The following is a 14,645-nucleotide window of genomic DNA, read 5'->3' on the forward strand; positions in this document are numbered from 1 at the left end:
CGGGCGGCCCCGGCGCCCTCTAGGAGCCGGACGGGCTCGGGGTGCCGCTGTCACTGGTGCCCGGCGGTGGTGACGAGCCGCCCGTGCCGCCGGTCGGGGACGGTTCGTTCGTCGTCGGGTCCGGATCGGGCGGCGTCGGCGACGGGTCGCCGGTGGGCGTCGGGTCCGGATCGGGGGGCTGCGAGGTGGACGGGTCCGGGTTGTGGCCCGGGTGGGACGGGGACGTGGTCCCGTGCGGCGTGCTGGGGCGCGGGCCCGGACGGGACGGGGTGGGGGCGGGGCCGTAGCCCTCGATGGTCACGACGGCGCCGGCGGGCGACACGGCCACCCGTGCGCTCCAGTGGCCGGACGGCTCGCGCAGGTGGTCGACGTACACCCGGACCGTCACGGCCTCGCCGGGGCGCAGGGTGCCCGAGGACTGGCTCAGGTAGAGCCAGGCGGCGCCGACGGACGCGGACCAGCGCACCGGGGCGTCGCCGGTCGCGGTCAGGGTGACCAGCGTGGTGTCGCCGGCGTGGCCGGCCGTCACCCTGAGGTGGCCGGCGCCCTTCCCGGCGGCGCCGGAGACGCCGACGACCTCCACGGAGACGTCGGCCTCGCCGTTCTTGCCGAAGCCGGTGCCCGGGGTGGTGCTCGCGTTGCCGGCGTTCTCGTACCCGTAGCCGCCGCCCGCCGACCCGCCCTCCAGGCCGTCCGGGTTCTGCGCCTCGCTGGCGCTGGCCGAGCGGCCTTCCTCGCCCTCGACGACGGGGGTGCCGCGGTAGGCCGCCCACAGAGCGAGCACGGGGGCCGCCACGACAGTGGCGACGACGGTGGTGGTGACGGCCCGCGCGCGCAGACGGTCCCGCCGGGCCGCGCGGTCCTTGGGGTCCATCGGGAAGCCGCGCCGGTCGAAGCGGGGGGCGGCGCTCCGCGCGCGCGGGGTGTGGGCCGGGGCGGCGAGCAGCGCGGTGCGGGGGGCCTCCAGGACGGGCAGCTCGGCGGGGGTGACGCTGGTGCCGGGCCAGCGGCCGGGGACCGCGCGCTCGGCGGTCCGGCGGCAGCGCGGGCAGTCGTCGACGTGCCGGACCAGCTCGCGGCGCAGGGCGCTGCTCAGGACGTAGCGGTTGTCGCCGGTGAGGCGGGCGACTCCGGGGCAGGTGCCGGTCTCCACTACGGCCAGGGCGGCGCGGGTGCGTTCCACCTCGCAGGCGGCCGAGGCGAGCAGTTCGCGGGTGGCGGTGAGGTCCGTGCCGAGGACGGCGGCGACCTCGTGCGGCGCGAGGTGGTGGCGTACGGCCAGTTCGAGGGCCTCGCGCTGCTCGGGGGTGGTGCCGGCGGCCTCCGGCCAGGCGAGGAGGGCGAGTTCGCTGCGGTGCCGCTGGTGGGCCTCGTCGTGGGCGGGGGTTGGGGGTGTGGTGGGGGTGGCGGGCGTGGTGGGGCGGCCCGCCGCGTGGCTGCTCGGACGTTTCTGCTTGGCCTCGGCCAGCTTGCGCAGGCAGGACCAGCGGGCCAGCGCGTAGAGCCAGGCCCTGCGGTCGCCCGCGGATCCGGGGGCGCGGTGGCCGCGGCGCTCGGCGAGCGCGAGGACGTCGCCCAGGGCGGCGGTCGCGGCGTCGTGGTCGCAGAGCACGGACAGGCAGTACGTGAACAGGCCGTCCAGATACGCGTCGTACGCGGCGTATCGCGCGGGCGGACGCTGGGCAGGCTGCTGCGGCTGCTGCACCAGCGCCCTCGCCGCGGCGCGGTCACGCGCTTCCCGGTGCGCCCGGTGTGCGCCGGTCGTGCGGGTCGTGGTTTCCGGACTGCTCCTCATCACTCGGCGACCGTAGGGGGCTATGGGTGGCGCGAACTGGCGCGTTGGGCACTTTTAACCCGTACGGGTGAAACGATCCCTCATAAGGGGACAGGAAGCTGCTCTTCCGGGGCTGGGGCGGGGCGTGGGTCGCCCTTTCGGGGTGCCTGCGGCCCCTGTGCGGCTTCGGTGGGGGTGCGCGTAGCGCGGTGCGTTGTCTGTGGGTCGGGGCCGCGCCGGGGGGTGTCCGTCCTCGGAACGGCGCGGAATCGGTCGGCTACGGGGGTGCGGGGCGTTGACGCGCCAACCGCTGCGGGCGGACACCCCCCGACACGACCCCTTCTCGCCGTACGCGGCTCTCCCGCCGCGTGCGCGTAGCCGCGGGCAGTCGTGCCGCTGGGGCGGCACGGGTGGGCGCAGCGGCACCCCGGCAGCGCCGGGCCGCGCGACCCACCCCGCGCCCACACCCACGCCGGGTGCCGAAGGAACGGACCGCTCAGTGTGTTGTCAGTGGGGGCGGTTACGGTTCGTGCATGGCTGCCCGTACGAAGTCCGCCAAGGAACGGCCGTCCTACCGCTGCACCGAGTGCGGCTGGCAGACGGCCAAGTGGCTCGGCCGCTGCCCCGAATGCCAGGCGTGGGGCACCGTCGAGGAGTACGGCGCGCCCGCCGTGCGTACGACCACCCCGGGGCGCGTGACCACGTCCGCGGTGCCGATCGGGCAGGTCGACGGGCGGCAGGCGACCGCCCGCACCACCGGTGTGCCCGAGCTGGACCGGGTGCTCGGGGGCGGGCTGGTGCCCGGGGCCGTGGTGCTGGTCGCGGGTGAGCCGGGCGTCGGAAAGTCCACGCTGCTGCTGGACGTCGCGGCCAAGTCGGCGAGCGACGAGCACCGGACGCTTTATGTCACCGGTGAGGAGTCGGCCAGCCAGGTGCGGCTGCGGGCCGACCGGATCCACGCCATCGACGACCATCTGTACCTCGCCGCCGAGACGGACCTCGCGGCGGTGCTCGGGCACCTGGACGCCGTCAAGCCGTCGCTGCTGATCCTGGACTCCGTACAGACCGTGGCCTCGCCCGAGATCGACGGCGCCCCGGGCGGCATGGCGCAGGTGCGGGAGGTGGCGGGTGCGCTGATCCGCGCCTCCAAGGAGCGCGGCATGTCCACGCTGCTCGTGGGCCACGTCACCAAGGACGGGGCCATCGCGGGGCCGCGGCTGCTGGAGCACCTCGTGGACGTCGTGCTGCATTTCGAGGGCGACCGGCACGCGCGGCTGAGGCTGGTGCGGGGGGTCAAGAACCGGTACGGGACGACGGACGAGGTCGGCTGCTTCGAGCTGCACGACGAAGGGATCACGGGGCTCGCCGATCCCAGCGGGCTGTTCCTCACGCGGCGGGCCGAGCCCGTGCCCGGTACGTGTCTGACCGTCACCCTGGAGGGGCGCCGCCCGCTGGTCGCCGAGGTGCAGGCGCTGACCGTGGACTCGCAGATTCCGTCGCCGCGGCGTACGACCTCGGGGCTCGAGACCTCGCGGGTGTCGATGATGCTGGCCGTGCTGGAGCAGCGGGGGCGCATCAGCGCGCTGGGCAAAAGGGATATCTACAGTGCGACGGTGGGCGGTGTGAAGCTCTCCGAGCCGGCCGCCGACCTCGCCATCGCGCTGGCGTTGGCCAGTGCGGCCAGTGACACTCCGCTGCCCAAGAACCTCGTCGCGATCGGCGAAGTCGGTCTCGCCGGAGAGGTGAGACGGGTCACGGGGGTGCAGCGCAGGCTCTCCGAGGCGCACCGGCTGGGCTTCACGCACGCCCTGGTACCGGCCGATCCCGGCAGGGTCCCTGACGGCATGAAGGTCCTGGAAGTCGCGGACATGGGGGACGCCCTGCGGGTGCTTCCGCGCTCGCGTCGGCGAGAGGCCCCACGGGAGGAGGAGGACCGCCGGTAGACTTTGCCCTGGTCTCGCCCGTCCGTACGACCGAGTGTGCGACACGGGAGCGCCAGAAGAACCTGCGACCGGAGGAGTGCAGTGGCAGCCAACGACCGGGCAGCAGCTCCCGGAAAGTCCGGTGGGAGTGCCGGTGCCGATGGCCTGATGCGCGCCTCTCTGAGCGCCGTGGCGCCCGGCACGCCCCTGCGCGACGGCCTGGAGCGGGTCCTGCGCGGCAACACCGGCGGTCTGATCGTGCTGGGTTCCGACAAGACCGTCGAGCAGATGTGCACGGGCGGTTTCGTGCTGGACGTCGAGTTCACCGCGACCCGGCTGCGAGAGCTGTGCAAGCTCGACGGCGGCATCGTGCTGTCGTCGGACCTGTCGAAGATCCTGCGGGCGGGGGTGCAGCTGCTTCCGGACCCGACCATTCCCACGGAGGAGACCGGTACGCGGCACCGTACGGCGGACCGGGTCAGCAAGCAGGTCGGGTTCCCCGTCGTGTCAGTTTCGCAGTCCATGCGGCTGATCGCGTTGTACGTGGACGGGCAGCGGAGGGTGCTGGAGGACTCGGCCGCGATTCTGTCGCGGGCCAATCAGGCGCTGGCGACCCTGGAGCGGTACAAGCTGCGCCTCGACGAGGTCGCGGGCACGCTGTCGGCGTTGGAGATCGAGGACCTGGTGACGGTGCGGGACGTCTCGGCGGTCGCGCAGCGGCTGGAGATGGTGCGCCGGATCGCCACCGAGATCGCCGAGTACGTGGTGGAGCTGGGGACGGACGGGCGGCTGCTGGCGCTGCAGTTGGACGAGTTGATCGCCGGTGTGGAGCCGGAGCGCGAGCTGGTCGTGCGGGACTACGTGCCCGAGCCCACCGCGAAGCGCTCCCGCACGGTCGACGAGGCGCTCGCCGAGCTGGACAAGCTCAGCCACGCCGAGCTGTTGGAACTGTCCACGGTGGCACGGGCGTTGGGGTACACCGGATCGCCCGAGACGCTGGACTCCGCGGTGTCGCCGCGCGGCTTCCGGCTGCTGGCGAAGGTGCCGCGGCTGCCGGGCGCGATCATCGACCGGCTGGTGGAGCACTTCGGTGGCCTGCAGAAGCTGCTCGCCGCCAGTGTCGACGACCTCCAGACGGTGGACGGCGTCGGCGAGGCGCGGGCGCGCAGCGTCCGGGAGGGGCTGTCGCGGCTGGCGGAGTCGTCGATCCTGGAGCGTTACGTCTGAGCGGTGCGTCTGACACGCGCGGTGGACCCCGGGAGGGGGCGGCCGCGCGTCCTGTCAGTCGTTCTTCAGGACGTCAGTCGTTCTTCAGGACGAAGGACGTCTGGACCTTCTCGAAGCCGGGTGCCTTGGCCTCGACCAGGTAGGTGCCCGCCTTGGCGGAACCCGCCGGCGGCGTACCGCACTCGGGGGCGCTGGGCTTGCGGTCCCACTTGACGGTGTAGGTGATACCGCTGCCCGCGGCGACCCGGTAGCGCAGGCTGCCCTTGCCCTCGACGCAGTCGTCGGAGGCCCAGTAGGCGTCGTCACCGTCGGCGGGGGTGATCGTGAACACCGCGTGCTTCGGGCCGAGATCGACCTTGCAGTCGCCGCCCGAGGTGTTCCGCGCGGTCAGTTCGAAGGCGGGGGTCTGCCCGGGCGAGTAGCTGTTGCGGACGCTGCGCAGGCTCAACTTCACGGCGCCCGGCGTGCAGTCGCGCAGGGCCGACCCGGCCGGCAGCGTGTCTCCCGCGCCGACGCCGGTCACCGCGCCGCCGCCTCCGGCGCTGCCCGACCCGTCGCCGTCACCGCCTGATGCGCCGCCGGAACCGGACCCGGAACCGTCGCCCGAGCCGTCGCCGCCGGAACCCGCCCCGGAACCGGAGCCGTTGGAGTCCCCCGACTCGTCGCGGCCGCCCGGTGCCTGGCTGATCGCCGGGCCGGAACCCGAGGGGCCCGGAGTGATCGACGGTGCCGGGTTCTTGCCGTCGGCCCCGTCGTCCCGGCCCTTGCCGCCACCCCCGCCGCCGGAGACCACGATCCACGTGATCAACAGCGCCAACAGGGCGAAAAGAGACAGCAGTACGGCCCTCCGTCGCCAGTAGATGGAGGAGGGAAGCGGCCCGACCGGATTGCGCAGTGATCCCACGGCGCAAACTGTACGAGAGATCGGCGCGTTCCCCTGTCCCACCCGCCGTTCCGGCCCGCAACTTTTACGGATCATCATTCCGGAGACCGTCCGGACCCACCCGGTGGCGGTGTTCCCGTGCGGAGGTCCTCCCGTGGCAGGATCGGAGGGTCATGACTGCGCCCACGAAGCCCTCGCCAGGCGGACCCTCCGACCCCGCCGCGTCCGGTGTGCCGCTGCACGCCCCCGTCATCGACTGGTTCGACGAGCACGCCCGCGATCTGCCGTGGCGGCGCCCCGAGGCCGGTGCCTGGGGCGTGATGGTCAGCGAGTTCATGCTCCAGCAGACCCCGGTCAGCCGCGTCCGGCCCGTCTACGAGCAGTGGATGGCCCGCTGGCCGCGCCCCGCCGACCTCGCCGCCGAGGCACCCGGCGAGGCCGTGCGCGCCTGGGGCCGGCTCGGCTACCCGCGCCGCGCCCTGCGTCTGCACGGCGCCGCCGCGGCCATAACGGAACGGCACGGCGGCGACGTACCCGCCGACCACGCCCAACTGCTGGCGCTGCCCGGCATCGGCGAGTACACGGCCGCGGCGGTCGCCTCCTTCGCCTACGGCCAGCGGCACGCCGTACTGGACACCAACGTCCGCCGGGTCTTCGCGCGCGCGGTCACCGGCGTGCAGTACCCGCCGAACGCCACCACGGCCGCCGAGCGGAAGCTGGCCCGGGCGCTGCTGCCCGCCGAGGAGGCGAGCGCCGCCCGCTGGGCCGCCGCATCGATGGAGCTGGGCGCGCTGGTCTGCACGGCGAAGAACGAGTCCTGCCACCGCTGCCCGATCGCGGCCCAGTGCGCCTGGCGGCTGGCCGGCAAGCCCGCCCACGACGGGCCGCCGCGACGCGGCCAGACGTACGCGGGCACCGACCGGCAGGTGCGCGGGCGGCTGCTCGCGGTGCTGCGGGACGCGGCCGGGCCGGTGTCGCAGGCGACCCTCGACCAGGTGTGGCAGGAACCGGTCCAGCGCGCCCGCGCCCTGGACGGCCTGGTGGCCGACGGTCTGGTGGAGCCGCTGGCGGACGGGTTGTACCGGCTGCCGATGAGCTGACACACGGCAGCCGCCGCGGCATCTTTGTGACGGCACCCATATCGGGCACATCATCCGATGTCCCCATCAAGTGGTGCGTCGATTTACCCGGTTCCTCCTTCCGTTACACAACCGACGGACAGCCGAGGGTTTGCCGCAGGCTGCTTCGCACAGCGCCGTGACAACGCTTCCCTAACTTCGTTTGCGTGCCCAGAGGGCGCGGCACGACAACGGACCACAGGCAGTGGGCCGGCGGTGACCACCGTCGGAGTACGGGGATCGGAAGGCGGTTGACATGGGCGAGGTGCTCGAGTTCGAGGAGTACGTCCGCACCCGGCAGGACGCGCTGCTGCGCAGCGCCAGGCGCCTGGTCCCCGACCCCGTCGACGCCCAGGACCTGCTGCAGACCGCGCTGGCGCGGACGTACGGGCGCTGGGAGACCATCGAGGACAAGCGGCTCGCGGACGCCTACCTGCGCCGGGTGATGATCAACACCCGGACCGAGTGGTGGCGGGCGCGGAAGCTGGAGGAGGTGCCGACCGAGCAGCTCCCCGAGTCCCCCATGGACGACGCCACCGAGCAGCACGCGGACCGCGCCCTGCTGATGGACGTCCTGAAGGTGCTCGCCCCGAAGCAGCGCAGCGTCGTGGTGCTGCGACACTGGGAGCAGATGTCAACGGAGGAGACCGCCGCCGCCCTCGGCATGTCGGCGGGAACGGTCAAGAGCACGCTGCACCGGGCGCTCGCCCGGCTCCGCGAGGAGCTGGTCGCCCGCGATCTGGACGCACGGGCGCTGGAGCGTGAGGAGCAGGAGCGTTGCGCGGCCTGACCGGCGGTCGGACACCCGGGGAGACCGGGAGAACCACGCAGGCGGCGAGTACGGCGGTGGCCGTGTTCGTCGCCCTCGGCGTGTCCCTGTCCGGCTGCGGGACCGGCGGCACCGGTGCCCGGGACGAGGGGCCGGCCCACGCGGACACGGTGGGCGGCGCGGCGTCGTCGTCCCCCGCGCCGGCGGCGAAGGCGTCCCCCTCGAAGGCCCCCGACCGGGTCGACGCGGTGCGGCTCGTCAAGGCCGACCCCAAGGTGTCCCCGGAGGTCAAGCGCGAGCTGAAGCCGTGCGTCGCCGACGAGTATCCGGTCGACGTGTCGTACGGGAAGCTGACGGACGGCTCGGCCGACGACGTCGTCGTCAACGTGCTGACGTGCGGTGACGCGGTGGGTGTGGGCAGTTACGTGTACCGCGAGGAGGACGGCGCGTACCAGAATGTGTTCCGGGCGGAGGAGCCTCCGGTCTACGCGGAGATCGACCGCGGCGACCTGGTGGTGACGAAGCAGGTGTACGACAAGGGCGACCCGGTGTCGAGTCCGTCCGGCGAGAACGTGACCACGTACCGCTGGGCGTCGGACCGGTTCACCGAGGAGTACCGCACCCACAACGACTACAGCAAGGCCGCGGGGAACGCGCCCACCCCGGCTCCGGAGCCGGACAGCTGAACCGCTCCGTCGCACCGGCCGACGTGAACCGATCGGGCCGCTCGCACCGATGACCGGGTGGGGACGCCGCGGGCGATCCGGCGACCGACCCGTTCGACCGACCACACCATGAGGACTGAGAGCACCGGGATGGCAGACCAGACCCACGTCCTGTTCGTCGAGGACGACGACGTCATCCGCGAGGCCACCCAGCTCGCCCTGGAGCGGGACGGCTTCGCGGTCACCGCGATGCCCGACGGGCTCTCGGGCCTGGAGTCCTTCCGGGCCGACCGTCCCGACATCGCCCTGCTCGACGTCATGCTCCCCGGCCTCGACGGCGTGAGCCTGTGCCGCCGGATCCGGGACGAGTCCACGGTGCCGGTGATCATGCTGTCGGCGCGGGCGGACTCCATCGACGTGGTGCTCGGTCTGGAGGCCGGCGCCGACGACTACGTCACCAAGCCGTTCGACGGGGCCGTGCTGGTCGCCAGGATCCGGGCGGTGCTGCGGCGCTTCGGGCACGCCGGGGGCGGCGACCGGGCGGAGGCCCACGGTGCCGGGGACACCGGGGGCGTGCTCACCTTCGGCGACCTCGAGGTGGACACGGACGGCATGGAGGTGCTCCGGGCCGGGCGGCCGGTGGGGCTCACCCCGACCGAGATGCGGCTGCTGCTGGAGTTCTCCTCCGCGCCGGGCACCGTGCTCTCCCGCGACAAGCTGCTGGAACGCGTGTGGGACTACGGCTGGGGCGGGGACACCCGGGTCGTCGACGTGCACGTGCAGCGGCTGCGCACCAAGATCGGCCAGGACCGGATCGAGACGGTCCGCGGCTTCGGCTACAAGTTGAAAGCCTGAGCGGGGACACAGGGATATGCGGGGGTTCTTCCGACAACGCCGGACCGTCTCGCCGCCGGGGCACCCGTACGACCACACGGGGCCCGGCGAGCACGCGGGGCCGGGCGTGCGTACGCGCATCCTCGGCGCGCGCGGTCTGCGAGCCCGGGGCATCCGCACCGGGCTGCGCTGGAAGCTGAGCGCGGCCATCGCGCTGGTCGGCGCACTGGTGGCGGTCGCGCTGAGCCTGGTGGTGCACAACGCCGCCCGGGTGTCGATGCTGGACAACGCCCGTGATCTCGCCGACGACCGGGTCCTGATCGCCCAGCGCAACTACGAGCTGTCCGGGCGGCAGAACTTCCCCAACGCCCAGATCGACGACCCCGACCTGCCGCCGGAGCTGCGCCGCAAGGTCGAGGCGGGGCGGCGGGCCACGTACGTCTCCGAGCGGGCGAACGGTGTGACGGACATCTGGGCGGCCGTACCGCTCAAGGACGGGCACGTGATGTCGCTGCACTCCGGTTTCACCGACCGCAGCGCGGACATCCTCAGCGACCTGGACCAGGCCCTGGTCATCGGTTCCATCGCGGTCGTCCTCGGCGGCAGCGCGCTGGGCGTGCTCATCGGCGGCCAGCTCTCGCGCCGGCTGCGCAAGGCCGCCGCCGCCGCGAACCAGGTGGCCAACGGCGAGGCCGACGTCCGGGTGCGGGAGGCCATCGGCGGCGTCGTGCGGGACGAGACGGACGACGTGGCGCGCGCCGTGGACGCGATGGCGGACGCCTTGCAGCAGCGCATCGAGGCCGAGCGCCGGGTCACCGCGGACATCGCGCACGAGCTGCGCACCCCGGTGACCGGTCTGCTCACGGCCGCCGAGCTGCTGCCGCCGGGCCGCCCGACCGAGCTGGTCCTCGACCGGGCGAAGGCGATGCGCACCCTGGTCGAGGACGTCCTGGAGGTGGCGCGGCTCGACGGGGCATCGGAGCGGGCCGAGTTGCAGGACATCATGCTGGGCGACTTCGTGACCCGGCGGGTGGCGGCCAAGGATCCGGCCGTCGAGGTGCGGGTGATCCACGAGTCGGCGGTCACCACCGACCCGCGCCGCCTGGAGCGCGTGCTGTTCAACCTGCTCGCCAACGCCGCCCGGCACGGCCGCTCGCCCGTCCAGGTCAGCGTGGAGGGCCGGGTGATCCGGGTCCGCGACCACGGGCCGGGTTTCCCCGAGGACCTGCTGGCCGAGGGACCGAGCCGGTTCCGCACCGGCAGCACGGACCGGGCCGGGCGCGGGCACGGCCTGGGACTGACCATCGCGGCGGGCCAGGCCCGGGTCCTGGGCGCGCGGCTCACCTTCCGCAACGTACGCCCGGCCGGCGCCCCCGCGCACGTACCGGCCGAGGGTGCGGTCGCCGTCCTGTGGCTGCCGGAGCACGCTCCGACCAACACGGGGAGCTACCCGATGCTGCCGGACCGGTCGAGCGGCGGCACGTCGCCTTCCGGAAAAACGTCCCGGGAAGCCGCCCAGGGGGCGCCCCGGGAGCGGTGACCCCGGCTCGGCGGTCAGATCCGGTCGAGTGCGGCACGGACCCGGTCGAGCCCCTGTGCCCGCCAGTGGTCCCGGTCGGGCATCTGGTCGTCCCGGCGCCAGCGCCAGGCGGAGAACAACGCCCAGTTCAGCGCGCGGCACCGGTGGACCAGTGCGGGATCGGCACCCGCGTAGTGCTCGGCCACTTCTTCGGGGCCGTGGGCGAGGTCGAACTCGACCGGCCCGCGGCAGCACGTGGCGAGGTCGATGAAGAGCGGGCCCCTGCGCGTGTTCAGGAGGTTTCCCGGGTGCGGCTCGCCGTGCAGCAGCTGGTCGCGTGTTCTGTCGGCGCCTGTCTCGGCACTCAGGCGACCGAGTGTGTCGTGGAGGAACGCCCGGTCGGAGTCGGACAGCTCGGGTGACCGCTCCCGGTCGTCCACGCCTGCCAGCGCGACGGCCACCCGATCGGTGAAGTGCGGTGCGTCCACGTCGATCCGGCGCAGGGCGGCATGGTGCCGCAGGAACGCGTCCGCGTAGTCGGCCGGCGCGATCTCCGCCCCCACCGGTTCGTAGTAGGTCCACAGCGAGACGGCGAAGGCGTCCCGCACCCGGACCTCCGGGTCGACCCTCGGGTCCAGCCCGGCCACCGGAGCGTCGGCGTCGGCGAGCCGGCGGGCGACCTCCACCTCGAACACGGCCTCGGCCAGGTGCCCCGAAGGCGTGACCCGGGCCAGGACGTCGCACGGGAGCAGGCGCAGTGCGACGCGGTCCGAGTTGTGGACGACGCGCACGTCGTCGACCTGGAGGCCCAGCTCCGAAGCCGTCGTCCGGGCGGTCTCGACCGCGCGGCGCAGTTCCGTCGGCTCCACACCGTCTCCTTCCGTGGGTTCGGTGCTCATGCTCCTGGCGCGGGCCGTCCCGGTCGAGTGGTTTTCGGGGTCGGCGGCACGGGCGCTGACAGCGGCCGGACGCCGGATGTCACAGGGGCAGGGGGCGGGCCTCGACCAGGTTGGCCATGACGAGGGTGGAGCTGAGGCGCTGGACGCCGGGGAGGGAGGCGAGGCGCTCGTCGTAGAGCCGCCGGTACGCCTCCAGGTCGCGGGTGACGACGCGCAGGAGGTAGTCGGGGTCGCCGAACAGCCGCTGGGCCTGGAGGACGTGCGGGATCTCGGCGACGGCCGTTTCGAAGGCGGCGACAGTCTGGCGGTCCTCGTAGCGCATGGTGACGAAGACCAGCGCCTCGAAGCCGAGGCCGAGCGCGGGGGCGTTCAGTGCCGCGTGGTAGCCGGTGATCGCCCCGGAGCGTTCCAGGGCGCGCAGCCGCCGGTGGCAGGGGGAGACGCTGAGCCGGACCCGCTCGGCGAGTTCGGTCAGGGTCTGCCGGCCGTCCTTCTGCAGCTCGGCAAGGATCTTCCGGTCCACGTCGTCCATGGGGGAAATTCTTCCATGGATGAGGGGAAGACGGGGAAATCTTGAAAGCACCTTTCGGACGATCTCTCCTAATCTGCCATGGAGAGCCGGAAGAAGGGTGAGGTGGAGACGTGGAGATCGCCGGCATCGGAGCGTTCTGGTCGGTGTCCTTCCTGCTGGTGCTGGTCCCGGGGGCGGACTGGGCCTACGCGATCACGGCGGGGCTGCGTCACCGGTCGGTGCTGCCCGCCGTCGGCGGCATGCTGAGCGGGTACGTCCTGCTGACCGCCGTGGTCGCCGCGGGCCTGGCGACCGCGGTCGCCGGTTCGCCCACGGTGCTGACCGCGCTGACGGCCGCCGGGGCGGCGTATCTGATCTGGCTCGGCGCCACGACGCTGGCCCGCCCCGCGGCGCCCCGTGCCGAGGACGGCGACGCGGGGGACGGCTCCGGCTCGTGGGTGGGCCGTGCGGCCCGTGGGGTCGGCATCAGCGGCCTCAATCCCAAGGCGCTGCTGTTGTTCCTCGCCCTCCTGCCGCAGTTCGCCGCCCGGGACGCCGACTGGCCCTTCGCCGCGCAGATCGTCGCCCTCGGCCTGGTGCACACGGCCAACTGCGCCGTGGTCTACACGGGCGTCGGCACCACGGCACGCCGGGTCCTGGGCGCCCGCCCGGCCGTCGCCACGGCGGTGTCACGCTTCTCGGGCGCGGCGATGATCCTGGTCGGCACCCTGCTGCTGGTGGAGCGGCTGCTCGCCCGGGGGTGAGCGCACTAGTCTGACGATCATGGCGGACTGGGGGACGCGGCCGGCTTCGGCGGCGGACGTCGAGGCGGTGGCCGAGCTGCGTGCCCTGGTGCTGCGGGCGGACCTGGAGCGGCTCGGGCGGTACGACGCGCAGCGGGTGCGGCAGCGACTGCGGGACGGGTTCGTCCCCGCGCACACCCGGGTGATCGAGAGGGGTGGCGCGTTCGCCGGGTGCGTGGCGCTGCGGCCGGCCGAGGACGCCCACTGGCTGGAGCACTTCTATCTGGCCCCGCGGTCGCAGGGCGGCGGCATCGGAACGGCCGTACTGCGCGCACTGCTGGAGCGGTGCGACCGCGAGGGCACCGTGGTCCGGCTGAACGTACTGCGGGGCAGTCCGGCGCGGCGGCTCTACGAACGGCACGGTTTCACCGTGGAGAGCGAGGACCCGGTGGACGTGTTCATGATGCGGGCGCCCCTACGCTGAGGCGCCGTGGGCATACGCATCGAGGCAGAGGCCGGTTGTCCGGTCGACGACGAGGTGGAGCGGGTGCTGGGGTTGGCCGAGGCGGTCGGCGAGCCGGTCACGGTCACGTTCGTGTGGGAGGGAGGGCCGGCCCCTGCTGCACGGGGTGCTGATGCCCGCGGCGACGCCGGTCCTCTGGGAGCACTGGGCGCCCACCGCCTACGCGGCGGGAGACCGGGCGGCGGAGCCCGAGCTGGCCCACCCCGAGGCGACCCCGCAGAGGCGCACTGGCTGGAGGAGAGGGCCCGCGATGTCCGCCAGGGCTTCATGGACCCGAAGCAGCGGGCGGCGTTCCAGGAGTTCCTCGCCCGGCAGGCGGCGCGGGGTGAGCAGTAGCGGAGTGCGCAGGACCGTGGGATTCGCGTACGGCCGTCGCTGACCTGGAAAACGCGGTTGTGCCCGGCGGGGCGTTCCGCTTGGGTCCGTGATCGTGACTTCCCTGAGTGAACTCGTACGCCCCGACCGTTATCCGCGCTCCTCCCGCTACGACCCCGGCTGGCTGCTCGGTCTCGACATGGGACCCCATCCGCTGTGGCTGCTGGAGGATCTCGCCGGGGGTCTGGAGCTGCGCCCGGGGATGCGGATTCTCGACCTCGGCTCCGGGAAGGGCGCGACCTCGGTGTTCCTGGCCCGTGAGTACGGCGCCGAGGTCGTCGCGGCCGACTGGTGGATCGCGGCCGAGGAGGCGGCGGCCGTGTTCGCCGGGGCGGGGGTCGGGGACCGGGTGGAGGCCGTACGGGCGGAGGCGCACGCGCTGCCGTTCGAGGAGGCGAGCTTCGACGCGATCGTGAGCGTCGACGCGTTCGAGTACTTCGGGACGGCGGACACCTACCTGCCGTATCTCGTCCGGTTCCTGCGGCCCGGTGGGCAGCTGGGCGTGGCGACTCCCGCCCTGACGCGGGAGGTGCGTGAGCTGGGGGCGATCCCGCCGCACATCAGGGACGTGGTCGGCTGGGAGGCGATGGCCTGGCACACCGCCGAGTGGTGGCGCTTCCAGTGGGAGATCACCGGGCTGGTGGACGTCACCTCCGCGCGCCTGCAACCGGACGCCTGGCGGGACTGGCTGCTGTGGGCCCGGGCGGGCGCCGCGTACCGGGGCGCCGGCCTAGGAGGGGACGACGGCCCGGACAACGGCGCTCGCGCCGACGGCGACCGGGCCGTGATCGACATGCTGACCGCCGACCGCGGCGCGTACCTCTCCTTCGCCCTGGTCACCGCGCGCAGGCGCTGACACCGGACCACGGCCACGGCCACGACG

At 73.5% G+C, this 14,645-nt stretch carries 15 protein-coding genes; 11 read left to right on the forward strand and 4 right to left on the reverse strand.

Going from position 1 to position 14,645, the window contains the following annotated elements:
- Nucleotides 1–19 precede the first annotated feature (19 nt).
- Nucleotides 20–1,795: a BACON domain-containing protein gene (locus tag ACZ56V_RS12400; protein ID WP_468941697.1), complete on the reverse strand. Its 1,776-nt coding sequence runs from the start codon at nucleotides 1,793–1,795 to the stop codon at nucleotides 20–22.
- Between the two features lie 512 nt (nucleotides 1,796–2,307).
- On the opposite strand from ACZ56V_RS12400, the gene radA reads away from it, so the two are divergent.
- Nucleotides 2,308–3,717 carry a DNA repair protein RadA gene (radA, locus tag ACZ56V_RS12405; protein WP_468941700.1) on the forward strand — a complete coding sequence of 470 codons (1,410 nt, stop codon included), beginning with the start codon at nucleotides 2,308–2,310 and terminating at the stop codon, nucleotides 3,715–3,717.
- An 81-nt stretch (nucleotides 3,718–3,798) separates the two neighbouring features.
- Complete coding sequence (gene disA, locus ACZ56V_RS12410) at nucleotides 3,799–4,923, forward strand: DNA integrity scanning diadenylate cyclase DisA (protein WP_030184212.1); 1,125 nt, start codon at nucleotides 3,799–3,801, stop codon at nucleotides 4,921–4,923.
- Nucleotides 4,924–4,996: 73 nt separating this feature from the next.
- Here the strand turns inward: disA and ACZ56V_RS12415 are convergent, their stop codons facing one another.
- On the reverse strand, nucleotides 4,997–5,827 hold the full coding sequence (locus ACZ56V_RS12415; protein ID WP_468941704.1) for a hypothetical protein: 831 nt from the start codon (nucleotides 5,825–5,827) through the stop codon (nucleotides 4,997–4,999).
- A gap of 152 nt (nucleotides 5,828–5,979) precedes the next feature.
- On the opposite strand from ACZ56V_RS12415, the gene ACZ56V_RS12420 reads away from it, so the two are divergent.
- The 5 genes from ACZ56V_RS12420 to cseC all read left to right on the forward strand — a co-directional run bounded on the left by ACZ56V_RS12420 (nucleotide 5,980) and on the right by cseC (nucleotide 10,732).
- On the forward strand, nucleotides 5,980–6,906 hold the full coding sequence (locus tag ACZ56V_RS12420) for an HhH-GPD family protein (protein WP_356370502.1): 927 nt from the start codon (nucleotides 5,980–5,982) through the stop codon (nucleotides 6,904–6,906).
- Between the two features lie 274 nt (nucleotides 6,907–7,180).
- Entirely contained in the window at nucleotides 7,181–7,714 is a 534-nt protein-coding gene (locus tag ACZ56V_RS12425) for a SigE family RNA polymerase sigma factor (protein WP_030404782.1), read from the forward strand.
- The gene (locus ACZ56V_RS12430; protein WP_398918310.1) at nucleotides 7,702–8,379 is read left to right on the forward strand and encodes a hypothetical protein; all 678 of its coding nucleotides are present in this window, start codon (nucleotides 7,702–7,704) and stop codon (nucleotides 8,377–8,379) included. The genes ACZ56V_RS12425 and ACZ56V_RS12430 overlap by 13 nt, the downstream gene beginning before the upstream one ends.
- Nucleotides 8,380–8,508: 129 nt before the next feature.
- Nucleotides 8,509–9,213: a two-component system response regulator CseB gene (gene cseB / locus ACZ56V_RS12435; RefSeq protein ID WP_398918308.1), complete on the forward strand. Its 705-nt coding sequence runs from the start codon at nucleotides 8,509–8,511 to the stop codon at nucleotides 9,211–9,213.
- A 16-nt stretch (nucleotides 9,214–9,229) separates the two neighbouring features.
- Nucleotides 9,230–10,732, forward strand: coding sequence for a two-component system sensor histidine kinase CseC (gene cseC / locus ACZ56V_RS12440; RefSeq protein ID WP_468941709.1), 1,503 nt, complete (start codon nucleotides 9,230–9,232; stop codon nucleotides 10,730–10,732).
- Between the two features lie 14 nt (nucleotides 10,733–10,746).
- Here the strand turns inward: cseC and ACZ56V_RS12445 are convergent, their stop codons facing one another.
- Nucleotides 10,747–11,580, reverse strand: coding sequence for an aminoglycoside phosphotransferase family protein (locus ACZ56V_RS12445; RefSeq protein WP_468942642.1), 834 nt, complete (start codon nucleotides 11,578–11,580; stop codon nucleotides 10,747–10,749).
- Between the two features lie 109 nt (nucleotides 11,581–11,689).
- Nucleotides 11,690–12,142, reverse strand: coding sequence for an Lrp/AsnC family transcriptional regulator (locus ACZ56V_RS12450; RefSeq protein WP_104632011.1), 453 nt, complete (start codon nucleotides 12,140–12,142; stop codon nucleotides 11,690–11,692).
- Between the two features lie 116 nt (nucleotides 12,143–12,258).
- Here ACZ56V_RS12450 and ACZ56V_RS12455 point away from each other — a divergent pair, with 116 nt between their 5' ends.
- The 4 genes from ACZ56V_RS12455 (at nucleotide 12,259) to ACZ56V_RS12470 (ending at nucleotide 14,618) form a co-directional block, all read left to right on the forward strand.
- Complete coding sequence (locus tag ACZ56V_RS12455; protein WP_398918350.1) at nucleotides 12,259–12,885, forward strand: LysE family translocator; 627 nt, start codon at nucleotides 12,259–12,261, stop codon at nucleotides 12,883–12,885.
- 19 nt (nucleotides 12,886–12,904) lie between these two features.
- Nucleotides 12,905–13,348 carry a GNAT family N-acetyltransferase gene (locus tag ACZ56V_RS12460; RefSeq protein WP_398918304.1) on the forward strand — a complete coding sequence of 148 codons (444 nt, stop codon included), beginning with the start codon at nucleotides 12,905–12,907 and terminating at the stop codon, nucleotides 13,346–13,348.
- A 6-nt stretch (nucleotides 13,349–13,354) separates the two neighbouring features.
- Complete coding sequence (locus ACZ56V_RS12465; protein ID WP_398918302.1) at nucleotides 13,355–13,723, forward strand: hypothetical protein; 369 nt, start codon at nucleotides 13,355–13,357, stop codon at nucleotides 13,721–13,723.
- 94 nt (nucleotides 13,724–13,817) lie between these two features.
- Nucleotides 13,818–14,618 carry an SAM-dependent methyltransferase gene (locus ACZ56V_RS12470; protein WP_467384729.1) on the forward strand — a complete coding sequence of 267 codons (801 nt, stop codon included), beginning with the start codon at nucleotides 13,818–13,820 and terminating at the stop codon, nucleotides 14,616–14,618.
- Nucleotides 14,619–14,645: the final 27 nt, after the last annotated feature.

It is taken from the genome of Streptomyces sp. NPDC034099 (genome assembly GCF_055575415.1).

What these genes read in the sequence shown, in the direction of transcription:
- ACZ56V_RS12460 (WP_398918304.1), top strand. Translation starts at nt 12,905, where the DNA reads ATGGCGGACTGGGGGACGCGGCCGGCTTCGGCGGCGGACGTCGAGGCG.
- cseB (WP_398918308.1), top strand. Translation starts at nt 8,509, where the DNA reads ATGGCAGACCAGACCCACGTCCTGTTCGTCGAGGACGACGACGTCATC.
- radA (WP_468941700.1), top strand. Translation starts at nt 2,308, where the DNA reads ATGGCTGCCCGTACGAAGTCCGCCAAGGAACGGCCGTCCTACCGCTGC.
- ACZ56V_RS12400 (WP_468941697.1), bottom strand. Translation starts at nt 1,795, where the DNA reads ATGAGGAGCAGTCCGGAAACCACGACCCGCACGACCGGCGCACACCGG.
- ACZ56V_RS12450 (WP_104632011.1), bottom strand. Translation starts at nt 12,142, where the DNA reads ATGGACGACGTGGACCGGAAGATCCTTGCCGAGCTGCAGAAGGACGGC.
- ACZ56V_RS12420 (WP_356370502.1), top strand. Translation starts at nt 5,980, where the DNA reads ATGACTGCGCCCACGAAGCCCTCGCCAGGCGGACCCTCCGACCCCGCC.
- ACZ56V_RS12425 (WP_030404782.1), top strand. Translation starts at nt 7,181, where the DNA reads ATGGGCGAGGTGCTCGAGTTCGAGGAGTACGTCCGCACCCGGCAGGAC.
- cseC (WP_468941709.1), top strand. Translation starts at nt 9,230, where the DNA reads ATGCGGGGGTTCTTCCGACAACGCCGGACCGTCTCGCCGCCGGGGCAC.